This is a genomic window from Streptomyces sp. AM25, from assembly GCF_058146165.1.
The window spans coordinates 12005-32626 of record NZ_JBKIWN010000024.1 but is presented as its reverse complement, the minus strand read 5'-3'; the positions used below and the strand labels follow the sequence as shown (position 1 = coordinate 32626).

General features: G+C 73.4%; 18 protein-coding genes and 1 pseudogene. 11 read left to right on the top strand and 8 right to left on the bottom strand.

The window, feature by feature from the left end; genetic code table 11:
* Positions 1-55 precede the first annotated feature (55 nt).
* From ACLHRZ_RS28255 to ACLHRZ_RS28235, 5 genes are all read left to right on the top strand, one after another.
* Positions 56-958 (top strand): LysR family transcriptional regulator, encoded by a 903-nt coding sequence (locus ACLHRZ_RS28255; protein ID WP_490421373.1) that lies wholly within the window; start codon positions 56-58, stop codon positions 956-958.
* Positions 959-1060: 102 nt separating this feature from the next.
* Positions 1061-1894 (top strand): PP2C family protein-serine/threonine phosphatase, encoded by an 834-nt coding sequence (locus ACLHRZ_RS28250; protein ID WP_490421372.1) that lies wholly within the window; start codon positions 1061-1063, stop codon positions 1892-1894.
* Positions 1891-2868 carry an MASE1 domain-containing protein gene (locus ACLHRZ_RS28245; protein WP_490421371.1) on the top strand — a complete coding sequence of 326 codons (978 nt, stop codon included), beginning with the start codon at positions 1891-1893 and terminating at the stop codon, positions 2866-2868. The genes ACLHRZ_RS28250 and ACLHRZ_RS28245 overlap by 4 nt, the downstream gene beginning before the upstream one ends.
* A 233-nt stretch (positions 2869-3101) precedes the next feature.
* Positions 3102-4925, top strand: a complete 1824-nt coding sequence (locus tag ACLHRZ_RS28240) for an AMP-dependent synthetase/ligase (protein ID WP_490421370.1) — start codon at positions 3102-3104, stop codon at positions 4923-4925.
* A 98-nt stretch (positions 4926-5023) separates the two neighbouring features.
* Positions 5024-5866: an aldo/keto reductase gene (locus ACLHRZ_RS28235; protein WP_490421369.1), complete on the top strand. Its 843-nt coding sequence runs from the start codon at positions 5024-5026 to the stop codon at positions 5864-5866.
* A 53-nt stretch (positions 5867-5919) separates the two neighbouring features.
* Here the strand turns inward: ACLHRZ_RS28235 and ACLHRZ_RS28230 are convergent, their stop codons facing one another.
* Positions 5920-6225, bottom strand: coding sequence for a 4a-hydroxytetrahydrobiopterin dehydratase (locus ACLHRZ_RS28230; protein ID WP_490421368.1), 306 nt, complete (start codon positions 6223-6225; stop codon positions 5920-5922).
* Between the two features lie 149 nt (positions 6226-6374).
* Positions 6375-6923 carry a TetR/AcrR family transcriptional regulator gene (locus ACLHRZ_RS28225; RefSeq protein ID WP_490421367.1) on the bottom strand — a complete coding sequence of 183 codons (549 nt, stop codon included), beginning with the start codon at positions 6921-6923 and terminating at the stop codon, positions 6375-6377.
* A 137-nt stretch (positions 6924-7060) separates the two neighbouring features.
* Between ACLHRZ_RS28225 and ACLHRZ_RS28220 the strand changes: the two genes are divergently transcribed.
* Complete coding sequence (locus ACLHRZ_RS28220; RefSeq protein ID WP_490421452.1) at positions 7061-8506, top strand: aldehyde dehydrogenase; 1446 nt, start codon at positions 7061-7063, stop codon at positions 8504-8506.
* Between the two features lie 34 nt (positions 8507-8540).
* Positions 8541-9350 (top strand): helix-turn-helix domain-containing protein, encoded by an 810-nt coding sequence (locus ACLHRZ_RS28215; protein WP_490421366.1) that lies wholly within the window; start codon positions 8541-8543, stop codon positions 9348-9350.
* Here ACLHRZ_RS28215 and ACLHRZ_RS28210 read toward each other — a convergent pair.
* Together ACLHRZ_RS28210 and ACLHRZ_RS28205 are read right to left on the bottom strand one after the other, a co-directional pair.
* Positions 9340-9714 (bottom strand): nuclear transport factor 2 family protein, encoded by a 375-nt coding sequence (locus ACLHRZ_RS28210; protein WP_490421365.1) that lies wholly within the window; start codon positions 9712-9714, stop codon positions 9340-9342. The two genes, ACLHRZ_RS28215 and ACLHRZ_RS28210, sit on opposite strands and share 11 nt — an antisense overlap.
* A 143-nt stretch (positions 9715-9857) precedes the next feature.
* The gene (locus ACLHRZ_RS28205) at positions 9858-11240 is read right to left on the bottom strand and encodes an amino acid permease (RefSeq protein ID WP_490421364.1); all 1383 of its coding nucleotides are present in this window, start codon (positions 11238-11240) and stop codon (positions 9858-9860) included.
* 362 nt (positions 11241-11602) lie between these two features.
* Between ACLHRZ_RS28205 and ACLHRZ_RS28200 the strand changes: the two genes are divergently transcribed.
* Entirely contained in the window at positions 11603-12127 is a 525-nt protein-coding gene (locus tag ACLHRZ_RS28200) for a GNAT family N-acetyltransferase (protein WP_490421363.1), read from the top strand.
* A 291-nt stretch (positions 12128-12418) separates the two neighbouring features.
* The gene (locus ACLHRZ_RS28195) at positions 12419-13708 is read left to right on the top strand and encodes an RCC1 domain-containing protein (protein WP_490421362.1); all 1290 of its coding nucleotides are present in this window, start codon (positions 12419-12421) and stop codon (positions 13706-13708) included.
* On the opposite strand, the gene ACLHRZ_RS28190 is transcribed toward ACLHRZ_RS28195, so the two are convergent.
* Positions 13686-14720, bottom strand: coding sequence for an MBL fold metallo-hydrolase (locus tag ACLHRZ_RS28190; RefSeq protein ID WP_490421361.1), 1035 nt, complete (start codon positions 14718-14720; stop codon positions 13686-13688). The two genes, ACLHRZ_RS28195 and ACLHRZ_RS28190, sit on opposite strands and share 23 nt — an antisense overlap.
* Positions 14721-14767: 47 nt before the next feature.
* Positions 14768-15976 (bottom strand): aminotransferase class I/II-fold pyridoxal phosphate-dependent enzyme, encoded by a 1209-nt coding sequence (locus tag ACLHRZ_RS28185; protein ID WP_490421451.1) that lies wholly within the window; start codon positions 15974-15976, stop codon positions 14768-14770.
* A gap of 179 nt (positions 15977-16155) precedes the next feature.
* On the opposite strand from ACLHRZ_RS28185, the gene ACLHRZ_RS28180 reads away from it, so the two are divergent.
* Positions 16156-16956 carry a class I SAM-dependent methyltransferase gene (locus ACLHRZ_RS28180; protein ID WP_490421360.1) on the top strand — a complete coding sequence of 267 codons (801 nt, stop codon included), beginning with the start codon at positions 16156-16158 and terminating at the stop codon, positions 16954-16956.
* Between the two features lie 57 nt (positions 16957-17013).
* Positions 17014-17370, top strand: coding sequence for a VOC family protein (locus ACLHRZ_RS28175; RefSeq protein WP_490421450.1), 357 nt, complete (start codon positions 17014-17016; stop codon positions 17368-17370).
* An 8-nt stretch (positions 17371-17378) separates the two neighbouring features.
* Here the strand turns inward: ACLHRZ_RS28175 and ACLHRZ_RS28170 are convergent.
* Together ACLHRZ_RS28170 and ACLHRZ_RS28165 are read right to left on the bottom strand one after the other, a co-directional pair.
* A pseudogene (locus ACLHRZ_RS28170) lies at positions 17379-19247 on the bottom strand (DUF5107 domain-containing protein); the annotation flags it as partial.
* The gene (locus ACLHRZ_RS28165) at positions 19228-20607 is read right to left on the bottom strand and encodes a CoA transferase (RefSeq protein WP_490421359.1); all 1380 of its coding nucleotides are present in this window, start codon (positions 20605-20607) and stop codon (positions 19228-19230) included. The pseudogene ACLHRZ_RS28170 and the gene ACLHRZ_RS28165, both read right to left, overlap by 20 nt.
* Positions 20608-20622 lie beyond the last annotated feature (15 nt).

Here is a 20622-nt window from a genome sequence, read left to right as displayed (position 1 = left end):
GTTCACCGTGCTCACTGCCATCACGGAATCCGATAACCAGAGCTATTCTGGCCATGTGTTCGATCCGACGCAGCTGCGCACGTTCCTCACCGTGGCCCAGACGCTCAGCTTCACCCAGGCCGCGCGCCGCCTCGGGGTGCGGCAGTCGACGGTGAGCCAGCAGGTGCGGCGCCTGGAGGAGGCCGCCGGGCGGCAGTTGTTCGCCCGGGACACGCACAGCGTGACGCTGACCGAGGACGGCGAGGCCATGCTCGGCTTCGCCCGCACGATCCTGGAGGCCAACGAGCGGGCGGCGGGCTGGTTCGCGGGCACCCGGCTGCGCGGGCGGCTCCGGTTCGGCGCCTCGGAGGACTTCGTGCTGACCCGGCTGCCGGAGATCCTGGAGGCCTTCCGCCACGACCACCCCGAGGTGGACCTGGAGCTGACCGTCGAGCTCTCCGGCACCCTGCAGCGCCGGCTCGCGGCCGGGCGGCTGGACCTGGTGCTCGCCAAGCGCCGCCCGGACCACCCCGGCGGCCCGCAGGAGCCGCCGGGCCGCCTGGTCTGGCGGGACCAGCTGGTGTGGATCGGCAGCGAGCGGCTGCGCCTGGACCCGCACCGGCCGCTGCCGCTGGTCGTCTTCCCGCCGCCCGCGGTGACCCGGGCCCGCGCCCTGGAGGTGCTGGAGCAGCACGGCCGCGCCTGGCGGGTGACCTGTACGAGCGGCAGCCTCAACGGACTGGTGGCGGCGGCCCGCGCGGGTCTGGGCGTCATGGCGCACACCAGCGGGATGATCCCGCCGGGCCTGGCGCGGCTCCCGGCCCGGGCCGGGCTGCCGGAGCTCGGCGGCATCGACGTGGTGCTGCTCCACGGCGCCGCCCGGGGCAGTGCGGCCCGGGGCGCCGCGGAGGCGCTCGCGGAGGCGATCCTCGCGGGCGGCGACCGCCTCCAGGCCCCTGCGGCCACGGCGACGGGATGATGACCCCTCCCGTACTCGTGCGCGACACCGCAGCCGCCCAGGATTAGACTTCACGCAGGCCAAATGCGGCATATTCGGGCGAATTCCCATTTCGGAGTCTCTATGCGCTGGCGCCGCCCCACCCCGTCGCCCAGGACGCCGGAGCCCCTGGGAACGCTGCGGCGCCTCGTCGGTGACGTGGACAAGCAGATCGACCTCCAGCTGCCCCGGATCGAGCTGGCCGCGGCACTTCAGCGCGACATGCTGCCCCCGCGGTTGCCGGAGATGCCCGGCCTGCGGATCGCGGCCCGGTACGCCCCCGCACGGGACGGTCTGGCCGTCGGCGGTGACTGGTACGACGCCTTCCTCATGCCGGACGGCTCCCTCGCGCTCGCCATCGGCGATGTGCAGGGCCACGACATGGACTCCATCGCCTTCATGGGACAGGTGCGCACCGGGCTGCGGGCCATCGCCACGGTCGCCACCGACCCGGGCGACATCCTCCGCAGCGCCAACGACCTGTTCATCTCCATGGACTGCGACCTCTTCGCAACCTGCTGTTTCCTCCGTTTGGAGGCACGGACCGGCGAACTGGCCGGGGCCCGCGCGGGTCACCCGCCGGTGGTGTGGGCCACCGTCGGCGGCCACTCGGGCACGGCCCTCGACGAGGGCGGTCCGCCCCTGGGCATACAGCCCCACGAGCGCTATCCCGTGACCCGGCGGCGGCTGACGGAGCCGGGGGCCTTCGTCCTGATCACCGACGGGGTGGTGGAGGGCCCGTCCTTCCCCGTGGAGGAGGGCCTTGCGCAGGTGGCCCGGCTGGTCGCCGCCCATGCCGACGCCGACCCGGACGTCCTGGCCACCGAAGTGATCAAAGTGGCCGACCTGACGGGTCACAGCGACGACGCCGCCGTCCTCGCGGTCCGCTACGACGGAATCCCCCAGACGGTCGCATGAGCACCGCGACAGACGGTGCGGGGCTCCGCCGCCACGGCACCACCGCCCTGCAGTGCCTGGCCGTCGCCGCCCTGTCCTACGGAACAGGCAAGCTCGGTGAGCTGACGGAGGTGGTCAGCCTCCAGGTCACCCCGGTGTGGCCGCCGTCCGGCGTCGCCCTGGCCGGCCTGATCCTGTTCGGCCTGCGGATCTGGCCCGGGATCGTGCTCGGCGCGTTCCTCAGCAACATCTCGCACTGGTCGGGGAACTCCGCCCTTCTGCTCGCCCCCCTCGGCGACGCACTCTCCGTCGTCTGCGCCTACCTGCTCCTCCGCCGCGCGGGCTTCCGCCGGGAACTCGACCGGCTGCGGGATCCGCTCGCGCTGATCCTCTGCGGCATCATCGGGATGCTCATCAGCGCGACCGTGGGCGTCGGCACCCTGCTGCCGACAGGCGTACTGCCCGGAAGCTTCTGGCCGACATGGTCGGTGTGGCTGGCGGGCGACACCATGGGCGTCCTGCTGGTCGCACCGTTCCTGCTCGTCGTGGCCTCGGCCCGGCGGCCCCGGAACGCCCCGCTCTCCCGCTGGGCGGAGGGGGCGGCGCTGGCGCTGGCCACCCTCCTCGTCGCACCCGCGATGGCCCGCGGCTCCTCGCTGCTCTTTCTCGGCTTCCCCCTGCTCATCTACGCCGCGTTCCGCTTCCAACGGGCCGGGGCCGCGCCGTGCGCCCTGGCCGTGTCCATCTTCGTGACCGTGGCCGCCGCCCACCGGGTGGGACCGTTCAACGGCCATGATCTGTCGCGCAACATGATGACCCTCACGCTGTTCAACGGTGCCGTGTCACTGACCGCCCTGCTGCTCGCAGCGGCCATCACCGAGCGGAACCGCACCCAGGAGGAGATCACGGCGCTCTGCACCCGGCTCTCCGGCGTGGTGACCAAGCTCGAACGGGACGAGCACGGCCACCGGAACCCGCCTCGGGACGAACCGTAGCCCTACGGTTTCCGGCCATGCGTGCGAGTCCGAGGCCGTGACGCCCCTGTGCACATCGCCCGCAGATCGCGCGGAGGTTCGGTGCGGATCCCGTCGAGGCCGCGCCGCGCGGCGCGGCGGAGGGGTTCGCTCCGCCGAGGAGCCGGGTACGGTCACGGCGCTGTGCGGGCACCCTGCCGTGCCGCGCCGGCCGTGCCGCCGCACGCCCGGACACCGCGAGGAGCGAGGAGCCGTTGCACGAAGCCACCGAGCCGTCGCTGGTGACGGCGCCCCGGGCCGGAGGCCTGGCGGACGCCGTCTTCGACCGTGCGGAGGAGGACCCCGGGCGCATCGCGTTCGGCCGCCGCGTGGCCGGCGCATGGCAGGACGTGACGGCCGCCGCCTTCCGGGACGAGGTGCTCGCCCTGGCCAAGGGCCTGCTCGCGCAGGGCGTCCGGTTCGGCGACCGGGTCGCCGTCATGTCCCGTACGCGCTACGAGTGGACGCTGTTCGACTTCGCGCTGTGGTGCATCGGCGCCCAGCCCGTGCCGCTGTACCCCACGTCCTCCACCGAGCAGGTGTTCTGGATGCTGCACGACGCCCGCGTGACCGCCTGCGTCGTCGAGCACGAGGACCACGCCATGACCATCGGCTCGGTCATCGGCCGGCTCCCGCACCTTGCCCGGCTGTGGCAGCTCGACTCCGGGGCCGTGGAGGAGCTGACCGAGGCCGGGGCCCGCATCGACGACGAGGTCGTGCACCGGCACCGCATGGCCGTCACCCCCGACTCGCCGGCCACCGTCATCTACACCTCGGGCACCACGGGCCGCCCCCGGGGCTGCGTCCTGACCCACGCCAACTTCATGACCGAGACCGACAACCTCGTCCGCCGCTACGAACCGGTCTTCCGCACCCGGCCCGGCGACGAGGCGTCCACCCTGCTCTTCCTCCCCCTGGCCCATGTCTTCGGGCGGATGGTGCAGGTCGCGGCGGTGCGCGGCGGCGTCAAGCTGGGCCACCAGCCCCAGTTGTCGGCCGAGGAGCTGCTGCCCGACCTGCAGGCGTTCCGGCCGACGTTCGTCCTGGCGGTGCCGTACGTCTTCGAGAAGGTCTTCGCCACGGCCCGCCGCGAGGCCGAGCGCGCGGGCCGGGAGGGCCCGTTCGAGCGGGCCGTCGAGGTGGCCGTGCGCTACGCGGAGGCACAGGAGGCCCGCGCCTTCGGTACGGGGCCCGGCCCCGGCGCCGCCCTGCGGCTGCAGCACCAGGTGTTCGACCGGCTGGTCTACTCGCGCTTCCGCGAGGTGCTGGGCGGACGGGTGCGCCATGCGATGTCCGGCGGTTCGGCGATGGAGCGGCGGCTGGGGCTGTTCTTCGCGGGCGCCGGGGTCGCCGTCTTCGAGGGCTACGGGCTGACGGAGACCACCGGCGCCGCCACCGCCAACCCGCCCGAGCGCACCCGCTTCGGGACGGTCGGGGTCCCCGTGCCCGGCACCACGGTGCACATCGCCGACGACGGCGAGGTGTGGGTGCGCGGCGGCCAGGTCTTCAGCGGCTACCTCGGCGATCCGCGGGCGACGGAGGCGGTACTGCGGTCCGGCTGGCTGGCCACGGGGGACCTGGGCTCGCTGGACGAGGACGGGTATCTGACGATCACCGGCCGCAAGAAGGAGATCCTGGTGACCTCCGGCGGCAAGAGCGTCTCGCCGCTGGTGCTGGAGGAGCGGGTGCGGGCGCACCCGCTGATCTCCCAGTGCATCGTGGTCGGCAACGACCGTCCCTACATCGCCGCGCTGGTCACCCTCGACCCGGAGGCCGTGGCGCACTGGCTGCAGATGCGCGACAAGCCGCCCATGGAGCCGGCGGAGCTGGTGCGCGACCCGGACCTGGAGACCGAGATCCGGCGGGGCGTGGTGGCCGCCAACACCCTGGTCTCGCAGGCCGAATCGATCCGGACCTTCCGGATCCTGGGCGCGCAGTTCACCGAGGAGCAGGGCCTGCTGACGCCGACGCTGAAACTCCGGCGCCGGGCGATAGAGAAGGCCTACGCCGTGGAGGTCGAGGCGCTCTACGGCAAATGAGTTCACTTGAGTCGCCCGAGCGGGAATGCGGCTGAGGTGGTTCCGGTTGACGCTTGGAGTAAGCGCTTCCGAACCGAACCAGTAAGGATCGATTGCTCGTGAGCAAGGTCCCGTCCATCACCCTCAACAACGGCGTCGAGATGCCGCAGCTCGGCTTCGGCGTCTGGCAGGTTCCGGACGCCGAGGCGACCGCCGCGGTGTCGAACGCCCTCGAGGCGGGTTACCGCAGCATCGACACGGCTGCGGTGTACGAGAACGAAGCGGGTACCGGCAAGGCGCTGACCTCCTCGGACATCCCGCGTGACGAGCTGTTCGTCACCACCAAGCTCTGGAACAGCGCGTCCGAGACCTGGACGCGCGACGGCGTCCTGCGCGAGTTCGACGCGTCCCTGGCCAAGCTGGGCCTCGACTACGTGGATCTGTACCTCGTCCACTGGCCGCGCGCCATGCGCGACGACTACCTGACCATCTGGCGCACCTTCGCCGAGATCGCCGAGAGCGGGCGGGCGAAGGCGGTGGGCGTCTCCAACTTCCACGTCCCGCAGCTGGAGCGGCTGCTCGCCGAGACGTCGCTCGTCCCGGCCGTCAACCAGATCGAGCTGCACCCCAACTTCCCGCAGGCCGAACTGCGCGCGTTCCACGCCGAGCACGGCATCGCGACGGAGGCGTGGTCGCCGCTCGGCCAGGGCGGCGAGCTGCTCAAGGCCCCGGTGCTGGCCGGCATCGCCGCCAAGCACGGCAAGTCGGCGGCCCAGGTGGTGCTGCGCTGGCACCTGCAGCTGGGCAACGTGGTGATCCCGAAGTCGGTGACGCCGGCCCGCATCCGCGAGAACATCGACGTCTTCGACTTCACCCTCGACGAGGACGACATGAAGGCCGTCGCCGCGCTCGACAGCGGCACCCGACTGGGCCCGAACCCGGACGAGTTCGACTGGAACTGAGTCGCTGAACCGCCGGACGGGCCCAGGAATTCGGCCCGTCCGGCGGTGCGGGGTCATCGCGCCCCGTGCCCGGGTGCAACCGCCTCCACCCGGCGGGCCAGTTGCACGTCCAAGTCCGTGACCTTGCCCCCGACACTGTGCTTGTTCACGGCAAGTGACACCGTGTTGTACCCCAGCACCACCTCCGCATGGTGGTTGAGCTCCTCCTGGATCTGCGCGATGTGAATCACCATGGCAGCAGCCGGGAAGTGCCCCTCGAAGGAGTACGCCCGGGTGATCCGGTCACCGTCGACGGCCCAGCCGGGCAGTTCCTGAAGGCGCACCTCGACGTCCTTCTGCGAGAGCGGTTCGACAGCCATCGCTCTTCCCTTTCGTCGTGAGCCTCGTGAGCCTCGTAGGCCTCTGTGATGCAAGCGTCCCATGGGGCGGGGGCGCTTTCGCGCCCCTGTGTACCCACGCCCCTCCCGTACCCGCTTCGGCCTTCCGGGGCACACGGCCCACGGCCGGATCAGGCGCGGTCCCGGCCCACTCCCCGCAGATAGGTCTCCACCAGGACGTCGGCCGCCTGCCCCGCGTCGAGGTCCGGCAGCTCGTCGGTGACCAGGTGCAGGAGCTGCCGCAGGAGTGCGCCGGCCCATCCGGTCGGCAGGTCGGCGCGCAACAGGCCTTCGTCGGTGGCGCGTTGGAGGAATGCGTCGACCTGCTCGATGAATCCGTCGCGGCGTGCGCGGATCGTCTCGTCGGCGCGCATGCGACCGAGCTCCACGGGCCAGGTGCGGTTGACGGTGACGATGCCCTCGGCGTAGCGGTGCAGCGCCACCGCGACCGGGGCGCGGTCGAGGCGGGCGGCGTCGATGGCCTGCTCGATCGCGTCGAGGCGGGCCCGGTAGACGGCGGCCAGCAGCTCCTCGCGGGAGGCGAACCGCCGGTAGACGGTACGCCGGTCGACCCCCGCGGCGGCGGCGATGGCGGCAATGCTCGCGGACGGGTCCGTGGCGAGCAGGCGGGCGCCTGCGGTCAGGACGGTTTCCAGGTTGCGCGCGGCATCGGCTCTCATCGCTGCAGTCTACCCATCGACGCCGCACATACTGAGACTCCCGCCACACTGCAGAGCACTTAGACAGATAACTGCTACATTTAAGTGACAGTTAGACAGTGAGACGAGACGTGCCGACCAACAGAGGCGGGAAGAACGTGATCATCAACGACAGGCTCTACATCGGCGGCACCTGGACCCGGCCCAGCGCCCCGGCGCACACACTGGAGGTCCGCTCCCCCCACGACCGGTCCGTCATCGGCCGCGCCGCCCAGGCCTCCCCCACGGATGTGGACCGCGCGGTGGCCGCCGCCCGGCAGGCCTTCGACCACGGGCCCTGGCCGCGCACCGCCCCCGCGCAGCGCATCGAGGTCATCCGCCGTCTGAACGCCCTGCGCGAGGCACGCGCGGAGGAGATCGCGGCGCTGATCTCCGCCGAGAACGGCTCGGCGGGCTGGTTCACCAGGGCGGGACAGGCAGGGCTGACCCGGCAGGCCAACGCCTACCTCAAGGCGGCCGAGGAGTTCGGCTGGGAGGAGACGCTCCAACCCTCCGACCCCGCACTGCCGTTCCGCAGTGTGGTGCGTCGCGAGGCGATCGGCGTGGTCGCCGCGGTGATCCCGTGGAACTCCCCGTTCTCGGCCGCCCTGGCCAAGGTCGTCCCGGCGCTGCTGGCGGGCAACACCGTCGTCCTCAAGACCTCCCCCGAGAACTCGCTCAGCATGAACCTGCTCGCCGAACTCCTGGACGCGGCCGGCCTGCCCGAGGGCGTGGTCAGCGTGCTCCACGCGGACCGCGGGACCAGCGAGTACCTGGTCTCCCACCCCGGCGTCGACAAGATCTCCTTCACCGGTTCCACCCGCGCCGGCCGGCGGATCGCCTCCATCGCCGGCGAACAGCTCAAGCGGGTCGGCCTGGAGCTCGGCGGCAAGTCGGCCGCGATCATCCTGGAGGACGCCGACCTCGCCGAGGCCGTCGCAAGTCTGAAGTTCGCCTCGCTGCTCAACAACGGCGAGGCGTGCATCGCCCAGACCCGGATCCTCGCGCCGCGCTCGCGGTACGAGGAAGTCGTCACCGCACTCGGGGAGATGGTCGGGTCCCTGACGGTGGGCGACCCCGCCGACGAGGACACCTTCATCGGTCCGATGGTCCGTCCCGACCAGCAGCAGCGGGTCCGCGACTACATCCGGCTCGGCGTCGAGGAGGGGGCGCGCCTGGTCACCGGCGGCCCCCAGGTGCCTCCGGGCCTGGAAGGCGGCAACTACGTCACCCCCACCCTCTTCGCGGACGTCGACAACGGGATGCGGATCGCCCAGGAGGAGATCTTCGGTCCGGTGCTGGTGGTCATCGCCTACGACGACGAGGACGACGCGGTCCGGATCGCCAACGACTCGGAGTACGGCCTCTCCGGCGGCGTCTGGTCCGCCGACGAGCAGCGCGCGATGGCCGTCGCGCGCCGCGTGCGGACCGGCACGGTCACCGTCAACGGAGCCCCGGTCGGCTTCGACGGCCCCTTCGGGGGCTTCAAGTCCAGCGGTATCGGCCGCGAGTACGGCGCCGCCGGACTGGCCGGCTACGTCGAGTACAAGACGATCACCGCCTGACCGTCCCCACCGGCACCAGCAGTACGGTCGGACCATGACAACTGTGGTGGCACCCGGAACCGGTGTGGGCGCACTCCTGCGCGACTGGCGCACCCGGCGCCGTATCAGCCAGCTCGAACTCGCCCTGCGCGCCGACTCCTCCGCCCGGCACATCAGCTTCATCGAGACCGGGCGCTCCCGCCCGAGCCCCGAGATGGTGCTCCGGCTCGCGGACCACCTGGACGTCCCCGTGCGCGAGCGCAACGCCCTGCTCATGGCAGCCGGATATGCCCCGCACTACCCGGAACGGCCGCTGGACGACCCGGCGTTGGACGGCCTGCGGGAGGGGGTCGAGAGCCTGCTGAAGGGCTACGAGCCCTTCCCCGCCCTGGTGGTGGACGGCGCCTACCAGGTGATGGCGGCGAACAGCGGCATCGCGATGCTCCTGGAGGGCGTCGCGGAGCCGCTGCTCGCTCCCCCGCTGAACGCCATGCGCCTCACCCTGCACCCGGGCGGGCTGGCCCCGCGCATCCGCAACCTCCGTGAATGGCGCGGGCATCTGCTGCACCAGATGGAACGGCAGCTGGCACACGTACGGTCGGCCGCCCTGCGGGCCGTCTACGACGAGGTGAGCGCGTACCCCTTGCCGGAGCGGCCCGAAGCGGAGGATGCGACGGCCGGGCGGAGCACCACACCCTTCGCACTGCCGCTGGTGATCGAGCACCGCGGCCGGGTGCTCTCCTTCGTCTCGACGATCACGACCTTCAACACCCCCATGGACGTGACCGTTTCCGAACTGGCCCTGGAGACCTTCCTCCCCGCCGATCCGGAAACGGCCGCGGCCCTCAAGGAGTTCACCCGGTAGCGGAGGGCACCCGGTCGAGGAACCCGAGGACGGTACGGATCCGGCCGTCCCCGGCCAGGGTGATCACGTCCGACCCGGCGACGGGCGCCGACCCGTCGGCGGCGGACACCAGCTCCCACGAGAACCGGGCAGTGCCGTGGTGCCCGTCCACGGCACCGGTCTGCCGGAACACGAAGCCGGGGAACTGCTCGTGCGCACCGGCTATCACGGCCGCGAGCTGCTCGTGCCCGCTGACGTCGGCGAGCGGGTCGGTGTAGGAGCCGTCCTCGCTCCACGCGGCGGCCACGGCGGCGGCGCGGGCCGCAGGGTCGGTGGCGTTCCAGGCCGCGAAGTAGCGGGCGACGGCGGTCTCGTACTGCGACATGGGGCATCTCCTCGGCAGGTGAAAACACGGGTGAAAACAGAGGGCCACGGCCCCTCCGGACCCGAGTGCGCGGGTCCGGAGGTCCGTGGCCATCACCTTGCCGTGGGAGGGGCCCCGGCGCGATTACGTCAGAGGTAAGGGGATCAGCCGGCGACACGCTCCGCGACCGGCTCGGCAGCAGCCGGAGCCGCATCGGCGGCCTCGGCGGCCTTGCGCCGTCCCGCCATCCACACGTAGACGAGGATGCCCGCGAACAGGAACAGCGTGCCCTGGTACACGGCCGCGTAACCGGCGCCCGCCACCAGCCAGAAGGAGAACGCGAACGCGCCCACCGCCAGCACCATGTCCCGCGTCATCCGGCCGGGGTTGACCTTGTGGCCCTGGCCCGTCAGCAGGAAGTACACCTGCGCCGCCGCGGCGAGCAGGTACGGGACCGTCGCGGAGAACGTCGTGACCAGGACGAGGATGTTGAACACCCCGCCCGAGCCGGACGTGTAGTTGATGACGGTCAGGCCGGTGGCCAGCACGGCCGCGGCCAGCACGCCGAAGGTGGGCACGCCGCGCTTCTCCTTGGCGAAAGCGGCCGGGAACAGGCCGTCCTTGGCGGCCGCGAACGGCGAGTGGGCGCTCATCAGCGTCCAGCCGTTGAGGGCACCGAAGATGGAGATCGCCGCGGCGGCCGCGATGAGCATGCCGCCCCAGCTGCCGCCGAACATCACGTCGACGGCGTCGGAGAACGGCGCGGTGGACTTGACCAGCTTGTCGTGCGGGACGGTGCCGAAGACCGACAGGGTGCCCAGCAGGTAGACCAGGGCGGCGCCGATGGTGCCCAGGACGCTCGCACGGCCCACGTTGCGCGCGGGGTTGCGGACCGCGCCGGCGCTGACGGAGGCGGATTCCACGCCCACGTAGCTGTAGAGCAGTATCGCGGCGGACGCGGTCAGGCCGCCGGTCCAGTTGCCGCCGCCCACGGTGAAGGGGCCGAGGTTCTTCGGGTCGAAGAAGAAGATGCCGACGACGGCCACGAACAGCAGCGGCAGGAACTTCAGCACCGTGGAGACCATCTGCACCGCACCCACCCAGCGCGTGCCGGCGAGGTTCGCCAGCGCCGGGAGCCACAGGAAGGCCAGGGCCACGGTGAGGTCGGCGGCCGTCGAGGGCTTCACGCCGGTCAGGAAGTGGAAGTAGCCGACGCCCGCCACGGCGAGGGCGGCGTTGCTGACCCAGGTCATGGTCCAGTACGACCAGGCCGAGAGGAACCCGGCGAAGTCGCCGAAGGCTTCACGCGCGTAGACGTACGGACCGCCGGTGCGCGGGTCGCGCTCGGCGAGCCGGCCGAAGACCAGGGCCAGCGCGATGGCACCGACGGTGAGCACGCCGAAGGCGAGCAGGCTGACGGTGCCGAAGGGGGCGACGGAGGCGGGGAGCAGGAAGATGCCGCCTCCGATGATGTTCCCCGTGACCAGCGCGGTGGCCGTGGGGAGGCCGAAGCGGCGGGACTTCGCGCCGTCGTCGGTGTCGTGCATGGGTGTGGTGCGCCTCTCGTCTGGCGTGGCAGGTCGCCGGTTCCGGGCGACAGCACAGGGCTGTGCGACTGCACATGCTCACCCTGGCATCGCACCGCGCAAAATCAGCGATTTTTGTCCCGCGAGGGACGCATGAGAACCGTAAAAGGTGTGGTGATCAAGGTCAATGGCCGTGATTCGTTCACGGCCCGGAAACCGTGTCGCAATAACGGTTCACCCGCAGCGACGGAGCGCAAAGGCGCAGGAAAAGGACCGCGGCCCCCTCATCTCCGGCGCCACGGGGGCGGCGCCCCGGATGCCTTCGGGCCGGGCGAAACGGCCCGCACGGGTGACATCCGTATCCCCGCGGGCAGGATCCCCCCATGACGACGACCTCCCTGCGCACGCCCCGGCTGACGCTGCGCCGCTGGCGCGCGGACGACCTCGACGCGATGGCGGCGATCAACTCCGACCCGGAGGTGATGCGCTGGATCGGGGACGGCTCGGTGCAGGACCGGGAGCAGACGGCCGCCCGGATCGCGGTGTGGGAGCACGCATGGGAGGAGCGCGGGGTCGGGCTGTTCGCGGTGGAATGCCGGGACAGTGGTCAACTGGCGGGGTTCGCCGGGCTGTCGGTGCCGCTGTTCCTGCCGGAGGTGCTGCCCGCCGTCGAGATCGGGTGGCGGCTGGGGCGGCCGTTCTGGGGGCGCGGGCTGGCCACCGAGGCGGCGCGCGCGGCGCTGGACTTCGCGCTGCGCGAGCGCGGCCTGGCCCGGATCGTGAGCATCCACGCCGTCGGCAACACCGCCTCCGAGCGGATCATGCGCAAGCTCGGCATGCGCCCGGAGCGCGACACGGTGCACCCGGTGTCCGGGAGGCCGCTGCGCGTGCACGTCCTGGAGACGTAGCGCACCGCCCCGTAAGGGGCGCGGGGAACTGCGCGAGCAACCACGATGCGCCGCAGCCGACCTTCTCCCCCAGCCAACGCTGGGAGGTGCCCCCAGGGGCTTCGCCCCGGACCCCGGGGTGGTGCGTCGACTGCGGACCGTCTGTGGCTTGTCGCGCAGTTCCCCGCGCCCCTTACGGGGCGCTGCGCGTCACCCGTTCGCCGGTCCGCGGATGCCGGGGTACCGCACAGCGCCCAGCGTGGAGGCGTGCGGGAGACCACCGCGCACCGCGCTGCACCGCCAGGAGGGCCCATGTCCACGTCCACCGCCCCGGGAGAGCACGTAGCGGACGGCAGGACGCGGACGCCCGGGCAGCTGTGCGCCGCCGGCCGGGACGGTTACGGGCAGGTGCGGGACATCCTGCAGGCGGCGGAGGGCCAGGAGGTCACCGCCATCGCGGCCGGGGCGCACCACAGCCTGGCCGTCACGGCCGGGGGGCAGATGCTCGCCGCCGGGTACGACAGCGACGGTCAGGCGCACGGCATGTGGAAGGCGGCGCAGGGCAAGCGGATCGCCGCGGTCGCCGCCGGGCCGCTGTTCAGCCTGGCGGTGACCGAGGACGGGCGGCTCCTGGGCACGGGCCTGGACGACTTCCGGCAGGTGTCGGGCATCGTCGAGGCGGCGCACGGCAGGCAGGTCGTCACCGCCGCCTGCGGGGGTTTCCACGCGCTGGCGGTCACCGCCGAGGGCCGGCTGCTGGCCGCGGGCCAGGACCAGCACGGCAGCGTGTCGGGGATCCTGGCGGCGGCCGGGAGCGCGAAGGTGGCCGCGGTCGCCGCGGGCGAGCTGCACAGCCTGGCGGTGACCGAGGACGGGCGGCTCCTCGCGGCCGGGCTGGACGATCTCGGCCAGGTGTCGGGGATCCTCCGGGCCGCGCAGGGCAGGAGGATCGCGTCGGTGGCGGCCATGGGCATGCACAGCCTCGCCGTCACCGAGGACGGCGAGCTGCTGGGGTCCGGCCGCGACGACCACCACCAGGTCTCCGGGCTGCTGCGGGCCGCGCAGGGCAGGAGGATCCGCGCGGCCTCGGTCGGCAGCCTGCACGGGCTGGCCGTGACGCAGGACGGCCGGCTGCTGGCGGCCGGCCGGGACCGGGACGGCCAGGTGTCGGAGCTCACGGCGGCCGTGGCGGACCGGACGGTCCTCACCGTTGCGGCGGGCGGCGCGCACAGCCTCGCGGTGGTCGCGCCGGACGGGCCCAGGGGCCGGGCGGTCCGGACCGACTTCGTGCACACCGGGGGCCCGGACGACCGGCTGTCCCTGCAGTTCCTGCGCACGGCCGACGGCATCGACACCACCCTGGTCTCCGGGCAGCCCGCCCGGGACTTCGGCATCCGTGAGGGCGTGCCCGTCCAGGTGGTCGTGCGGCGGATGGCGGCCGGCCGGGACGAGGTGCTTGGCGACGGGTCGGTGTGCTTCACCTACGACGAGCTCACCGGCGTCGTCGGCATCGACACCCGGGCCAGCAGGCCGCCGTCCTGTCTCCTGTGCACCGGGCACGGCTCCAGCCGGTTCACTTTCACCTGGTCGGCGCAGGAGTGAGCGTCACTCCCGCCGCGTCCATCACCCGAGACCCGCCGACCGGCAGGTCCCACAGGTCCTCCCGGGGCCGGCCCGTGGCCGCCCAGGCGGCCCGGACGCGGAGCAGCGGCTCCAGCGGCGGCTCGGCGGAGAGCAGGAACGTCGCCCAGTGCATGGGGGCCATCAGCCGCGCGCCCACGTCCTGGCAGGCGCGGACGGCCTCCTCGGGGTCGGTGTGGACGGTGCCGAGCATCCAGCGCGGCTCGTAGGCGCCGATGGGCAGCAGCGCGAGGTCGATGCCCGGGTAGCGCTGCCCGACCCGCTCGAACCAGTGGCCGTAGCCCGTGTCCCCCGCGAAGTACACGCGCCGCCCGCCGGGCGCGGTGACCACCCAGCCGCCCCACAGCGAGCGGCAGGTGTCGAGCAGGGTGCGCTTGCTCCAGTGGTGCGCGGGGACGAAGTCGAAGCGCACCATGCCCGCGGGGCCCGGCAGTTCGACCGCCTCCCACCAGTCGAGCTCGGTGACCCGGGTGAACCGCCGGCGGCGCGCCCAGCCGCCCAGGCCCGCCGGGAGCAGCAGCGGGGTGTCGCGGGGCAGCCGTTTGAGGGTGGGGGCGTCGAGGTGGTCGTAGTGGTTGTGGCTGATGACGACCGCGTCGACTCTCGGCAGGTCCTCCCAGCGCACCCCGACCGGGGTGATCCGCGGCGGCGTGCCCAGGATGCGGCGGGACCACACGGGGTCGGTGAGCACGGTGAGCCCGCCGACGGAGAGCACCCAACTGGCGTGCCCGGCCCAGGTGGCGGCGACGGAGGCGGGCTCCACGGCCGGGACGGGGCCGGGCTCGACGGGCAGTTCGGCGATCTCCGGCAGGGCTTCGGATCCCGGGCGCAGCCGGCCCTCGCGAGCGAGGCGGGCCAGGGCGCGGACCCCGGGGAGCGGTGCGGTGAGGCGGTCGGCGAACGACCGGGGCCAGGTGCGGCGCTCGCCGAAGGGGCGTGGACCCGCCAGGGGGCGCTCGGTCTGTTCGGTCATCTACGGGCTCCATTCGTGGGGAACCGAGGCACGCTCATGACGGTAGGTCAGCCACCGGCGAGTTCACTGAACACCGATCCAAAAGTGGACAACGCCTCCGCGACGTCCTCCAGAGCCAGCGGATCGCGGGCGTCCAGGGCGCGTTGCCGCTGTTCGTCGGTGGGGCCGAGGAGCGGTGGAGTGGACAGACGGACGCGCAGGGCGTCGGGTTCGTCGCCGAAGTGGTGGCTGCCGGGCACCGGGTGGCCGAGCGCCTCGCCGAGGTGGGCCTCCAGTTCGACGGAGTCGGTGATGCCGCGGGCGGCGAGGGGCTCGCGCAGCTCGCCCAGGTCGGCGTAGAGGTGCGGGCCGGTCTGCGGCGGGCGGCAGAGCACCCCGGCCGCGGAGAGCCGCTCGCGCGCGGCGCCGGCCAGGGTCCCGTAGAGCCGCCCGGCGGCCGTGATCCGGTTGCGGACGGGCTTGGGTTCGGTCAGCGCCCAGGCGGTCGCGGCCGCGACCGGGGGCGCAAGTTCGGCCCGGAGGGCGGTGAGGACGGACAGGACGCGGGTGCGCAGCACGGTGCCGCTCTCCGGGAAGCGGGCGACGGCGGCGGGCCAGCCGGCCGGGAGCAGGGTGCCCGCGAGGTCGGTGAGGACGACGACGTTGTCGGGGCGCATCTCGGCGGGGCCGACGAAGACGGTGCCGTGCGGGTCGTGCCGGGTGTCGCGCCAGGTCTCGTCGCTGATGACGGTCAGTTCCTCGGCGGCGGCCGCCTCGCAGACCTCGTGCAGGATCTCGGGCGGGGCGACGGTGCCGGTGGTGTCGTCGGCGACGGACAGGACCAGGAACCGCGGCCGCCCGCCCTCGGCGCGGATCCGGCGCACGGTCTCCAGCAGCGCGAACGGGTCGGGGACGCCGCCGCACTCGGCCGGTACGGGCACGGGGTAGGCGAACCGCCCGGCGAGCCGGGAGACCGGCACGTACCAGGCGGCGCACGGGCGGGTGAAGAGCACCTCGCCGCCCGCCGCGGCGAGCAGCGCCATGAGCAGGGGCTGGGCGCCGGAGGCGGCGACCACGCGCTCGGGCCCCACCGGCAGACCGCGCCGCGCCCAGTAGCGGCAGGCCGCCTCGCGCACCTCCGTGCCGCCGCCGACCGGCTCCGGCCCGCTGCACCCGGCCGCCTCCGCCAGCCGTGCGGCGAGCTCCGGCAGGACGGGCAGGCCGCGCTCGGCCGCCGGGAGGGCGGGGGCCGCCGGAGAGCCCTTGCCCTTCTGCATCCGCACCTCCGACGCGCTCGGCTTCACCCGGTAGCTCACACCTTTGCAGACGGGTGTGGTGTGCGGCGGGCCGACACGGGCGGGCGGGTGACGAACTGGTCCCACATGGTGATACGCGCTTCTCGCCATGCGGGACGCGCGCGTACCGTCGGAGCGACGAACCGCCGAAAGGGGAACCCGTGGAACCCGTGTACACCCATGGCCATCACGAGTCCGTCCTGCGCTCGCACAGCCGGCGCACGGCCGCCGACTCCGCCGCGTACCTGCTGCCCGCGCTGCGGCCGCACCACGAGATCCTGGACGTGGGCTGCGGCCCCGGCGCCATCACGGCCGACCTGGCCGCGCTCGTCCCGCGGGGCCGGGTCACGGGTCTGGACGCGGCGGCGGAGGTGCTGGACCGGGCACGGGCAGTGGCGCACGAACGCGGCGTGGACAACGTCGAGTTCACCACGGGCGACGTGCACGCGCTGGACTTCCCCGACGACTCCTTCGACGTCGTCCACGCCCACCAGGTGCTGCAGCACGTGCCCGACCCGGTGGGCGCGCTGCGCGAGATGCGGCGCGTGTGCCGGCCGGGCGGCGTGGTCGCGGTGCGCGACGCGGACTACGCGGCCATGACCTGGTACCCGCGGATACCCGGCCTGGACGGCTGGTTGGACCTCTACCGGCGCGTCGCCCGCGGCGCCGGCGGGGAGCCGGACGCGGGCCGGCGGCTGCTGGCGTGGGCACGGGCGGCCGGGTTCACGGACGTCACCGCCTCGGCCGGCACCTGGTGCTACGCGACTCCGGAGGACCGGGCGTGGTGGAGCGGCCTGTGGGCCGAGCGCACGGTGGCCTCCTCCTACGCCGCCCTCGCCGTGGCCGGCGGGCACACGGACCGCGCCGGTCTGGAGGCGGTCGCCGGGGCGTGGCGGGAGTGGGGATGCCAGGAGGACGGCTGGTTCGCAGTCCTGAACGGCGAACTGCTGTGCCACGTCTGAGGGTTGAGGCCAAGGCATGCTCCCGCGGCACGCCCTTCGCCAACTAGCCTTGATCCCATGAACATTCTGGGGACCTCGCTAAGGGTGTGCGTCGGCGATCTGGACCATGCGGTCGCCGTGTACGAACGGCTGACCGGAACAGAGGCGCTGCGCTTCCAGCGCGGGGGCGTCAAGGTGGCGGCGGTCGGCTGCTTCTTCCTGATGAGCGGCCCGGAGGCGGAGCTCTCCATCCTGCGGAAGATCACCGCGACGATCGCGGTGTCGGACGTCGACGAGGCCGTCGACGACCTCCGCGCCGTGGGCGCGGAGATCATCGCGGGCCCGGTCCCGACCCCGATCGGCCGCAACCTGGTGGCACGCCACCCCGATGGCTCGGTATTCGAATACGTGGACCGCAAGGAGGGCGCCCCGTAAGGGGCGCAGTCCTCGACCTCGAACTCTTCGTCGAGGACTTCCGATTCGCCCTGCGCCACCAGAACCCGCGCATGCAGCAACCGGAACCGCCCCCGCTGCCGGACGGCAGCAGGCAATGCAGCCAGCACAGTGGCCGCATCATCCGCCCTCCCGGCCGCCAGCATGGCTTCCACCGCCTCCCGCGCCAGCGCCGTCCGTGCCGGCCGCGAGGCCTTCACCGCCTCCGCCACGGCGCGCGCGTACCGCTCGGCCGCCCGCTCCGGGTGACCGGACTCCGCGTCCGCAGCAGCCAGGCACCGCAGCGCGGCCCAGCCTAGGCCGAGTTCGAGGGCACGCTCCCAACTCCGCACCGCCTGCGAGCGGTCGCCCGCATGCCACTGCGCCACGCCCAGGTGGTAGGCGCCGTGCGCGCCCGGTTCCGCGGCCTCCAGCACCTCGCGCCAGTGCGGCGAGACCAGCGACGGCCCGGGCTCGGCGCCCTCGTCCGGAAAGGCACCGGTGCGCAGCAGTTCCCGCCAGGGCCGCTGTTCCGCCCCCGGCGTGCCGAAGGGCGTGCCCGGCAGTTCGTACCCCCCGCGCTCGACTTCGAGCGCGCCCCAGCCGGAGCCCGCCGCCAGCAGCTCCTTCGGCTCGTGGTCGGCGAACGGCCGCCACGCGGCGTACGCGGCGTCCACCGCGGCCCGCGGCAGCGCGGCTTCGAGCCGTCCGGCCGCTTCGGCGCGGGCGGCGGCCCAGTCCGCGCCGTGCACCGCGGCGGCGTCGGCCTCCAGCGGTCCGTACGCCTCCAGCCACGCGAACTCCCCGCCGGCCTCCAGCGGTACGTGCTCCAGCTGCGTGCGCGCCAGCCCGGCCTGGATCTCCGCGTACCCGCCCGTCCCGGGCTCGGTCAGCCACTGCTGCCACCGCCGCCCGCGCTCCCCCGACCCCCACACGAACAGCTTGCGCCCGCGCAGGAGATCGGTGGAGGTCTGCACGAGGCCGCGGCCCTGCTCGTCCAGCGCGGCGATCCAGCGCCGTTCGCCGTCCGGCACCTCGTGGAAGAAGTCGGCGGGGTGCTCGCCGCTCAGCGGGTACGAGCGGTCGGCCCCGTCCCAGGACGGCACCGGGACGTGCTGCAGCGTGTGCTCGTACCCGAAGTGCCAGGCGGATTCGGCCGGTACGAGGATCCGGGTGTGCGGCGTCTCGGGTACGGCGGTGTTCGACCACCAGTAGACGGGGGCGGGTTCATGGTGCGGATTGCGGATGCGTACGCCCGCGTAGAGGAAGTCCGAGCCGTCGGGCAGCCACAGGTCCACCTGGAAGGGCAGGTTGCGCAGCCGCTCCCACTCCCACAGGCGCAGCATCTCTCCCCCGTCGGGCGCGGGCACGCGCGCGGCGTGCAGCGGGGCGACGGACAACGTCGAATGGCCCGTGGCGCCGATGTTCCACTCGATGCCGCCGGAGAACCAGGCGCCGTTGAGGGCGAATCCGGCGGGCTGGAACACGGGGTTGGTGTACAGCAGCGAACGCCCGGACGGCTTGTGCTCGATGGAGTGCACCCGGCCGCCCAGCCCGGGGAGGACGGTGGCCTTCAGCCGGTCGTTCTCGATCACGATCGCGTCGAGATCGGCCGGCAGGCGCTTGCGGGTGTAGTCGTCGCGGCGCCGCACGGGCTGCACGGTGCGCAGCGGGGCATTGGCGATCTGCCGCGCCATCTCGGCGGGCAGGCCCTCGGCCGTCCCGGGGTCGATGCGGTGCGCGTCCTCGGGGGGCCGCAGCGAGGGCAGCGGGTTCTCGGGGCCCGGCGGAGCGGCGGGCAGGGACAGGACCGCTGGACGGATGGTGGTCTTGGCCACGGGTATCCTCACCTCTCGGACGTCAGCGCCAGGCCGGTGCATCGCTCCCCCAACGCCCCGGCGGACGGGACCAGTCGCGCGGCCCGCCGTCGAAGGACACGGGCGGCAGGGCGTACCGGACGCGCCCCAGCGGGCCGTCCGCCTCGGCCAGCCATGCGGCGGGGTCGTACGCCCCCGAGGTTCTTCCCTCGTCCCTGCCCATGCCCTGCATCAGCCATGCCGCGGTCTGCGCGAGGGCGAGCCGGACGAGACGACTCCCGCCATCCGTCAACTGCCGGGTGACGGCCCGCAGTACGGCGGCGGCGAGCAGATAGCCCGTGCCGTGGTCGAGCGCCTGCGCGGGCAGGGCGCCGGGTTCGCCGCCGTCGCCCTCGATGGACGCGATCCCGCAGGCGGCCTGCACCAGGGAGTCGAACCCGCGCCGCCCGCCCCACGGCCCGTAAGCGCCCCAGGCGCTCAACTGCCCGACGACCAGCCCCGGCCGGCGCTCCGCCAGGGCTTCGGGGGCCAGCCCGTGGGCGTCGAGCGCGCCGGGCCGGTAGCCGGTGACGACGACGTCGGCGGAGGCGAGCAGCTCCTCGAAGACGGCCCGGTCCGCGCGGCGGGCGAGGTCGAGCACGGCCGAGCGCTTGCCGAAGCCGGTGTCGCTGTGGGCGTCCTGGCTCTCGGGGAGGCGCGGGGAGTCGATGCGCAGGACGTCCGCGCCGAGCAGGGCGAGGGTGCGCGTGGCGACGGGGCCGGCGATGACGCGGGTCAGGTCCAGCACGCGCAGCCCGGCGGCCGGCCCCTCGGCCGGGCTCTCGACGGGGCCGAGGGTCCGTACGGGCCCGTCCGCGAACCGTTCCAGGGTGAGCAGCGGACGCTCCGCAACGGCCGCGCCCTGCGGGTGGGCGGCCCACTGCCCGGGAGTGCGTACGACGACGGCCGGCCCGCCTGCCGCGCACACGGTTTCCTCGACGTCCGCGGCGGTGCGGCGGGCGAGTTCGGCGGCCACGCGCGGGACGAGGGCCTCGTCGTCACCGCAGTCGGCGACGCCGAGCGCGGCGAGCAGCCGGGCCCGGTGGTGCGGATAGTTGGCGTGGGTACGCACCCGTCCGTCGGCGGTGCGCCAGAACCGGGACAGGGGCGCGAAGGCGGCCGGGGCGCGCCCGTTGATCCGCAGGTGACGTTCGCTGACGAACGCGGTGGCGACGGCGCCGTCGTCCACGCGGACGGCCGGTATCGCACCCCCGTTTCGCGCACCGGCCAGTTCGGCGGCGGCCAGGGCGCACACGGCGACGGTGGACCGCGCCAACTCCCGCACGGGCAGGCGCGCCGGGAGTACGGCGGCGGGGCCGCCGTACTCGATCGCGGCCGTGCAGGCGGGGTCCCCGCCGAGGACGGCCCAGGCGTGCTTGATCATTCCCGCAGCCTGGCA

Excerpts from the sequence above, each read along its gene's own strand:
- ACLHRZ_RS28250 (WP_490421372.1), top strand. The coding sequence starts at position 1,061 with ATGCGCTGGCGCCGCCCCACCCCGTCGCCCAGGACGCCGGAGCCCCTG.
- ACLHRZ_RS28245 (WP_490421371.1), top strand. The coding sequence starts at position 1,891 with ATGAGCACCGCGACAGACGGTGCGGGGCTCCGCCGCCACGGCACCACC.
- ACLHRZ_RS28230 (WP_490421368.1), bottom strand. The coding sequence starts at position 6,225 with ATGGCTGTCGAACCGCTCTCGCAGAAGGACGTCGAGGTGCGCCTTCAG.
- ACLHRZ_RS28225 (WP_490421367.1), bottom strand. The coding sequence starts at position 6,923 with ATGAGAGCCGATGCCGCGCGCAACCTGGAAACCGTCCTGACCGCAGGC.
- ACLHRZ_RS28215 (WP_490421366.1), top strand. The coding sequence starts at position 8,541 with ATGACAACTGTGGTGGCACCCGGAACCGGTGTGGGCGCACTCCTGCGC.
- ACLHRZ_RS28210 (WP_490421365.1), bottom strand. The coding sequence starts at position 9,714 with ATGTCGCAGTACGAGACCGCCGTCGCCCGCTACTTCGCGGCCTGGAAC.
- ACLHRZ_RS28205 (WP_490421364.1), bottom strand. The coding sequence starts at position 11,240 with ATGCACGACACCGACGACGGCGCGAAGTCCCGCCGCTTCGGCCTCCCC.
- ACLHRZ_RS28200 (WP_490421363.1), top strand. The coding sequence starts at position 11,603 with ATGACGACGACCTCCCTGCGCACGCCCCGGCTGACGCTGCGCCGCTGG.
- ACLHRZ_RS28195 (WP_490421362.1), top strand. The coding sequence starts at position 12,419 with ATGTCCACGTCCACCGCCCCGGGAGAGCACGTAGCGGACGGCAGGACG.
- ACLHRZ_RS28190 (WP_490421361.1), bottom strand. The coding sequence starts at position 14,720 with ATGACCGAACAGACCGAGCGCCCCCTGGCGGGTCCACGCCCCTTCGGC.
- ACLHRZ_RS28185 (WP_490421451.1), bottom strand. The coding sequence starts at position 15,976 with ATGCAGAAGGGCAAGGGCTCTCCGGCGGCCCCCGCCCTCCCGGCGGCC.
- ACLHRZ_RS28175 (WP_490421450.1), top strand. The coding sequence starts at position 17,014 with ATGAACATTCTGGGGACCTCGCTAAGGGTGTGCGTCGGCGATCTGGAC.
- ACLHRZ_RS28165 (WP_490421359.1), bottom strand. The coding sequence starts at position 20,607 with ATGATCAAGCACGCCTGGGCCGTCCTCGGCGGGGACCCCGCCTGCACG.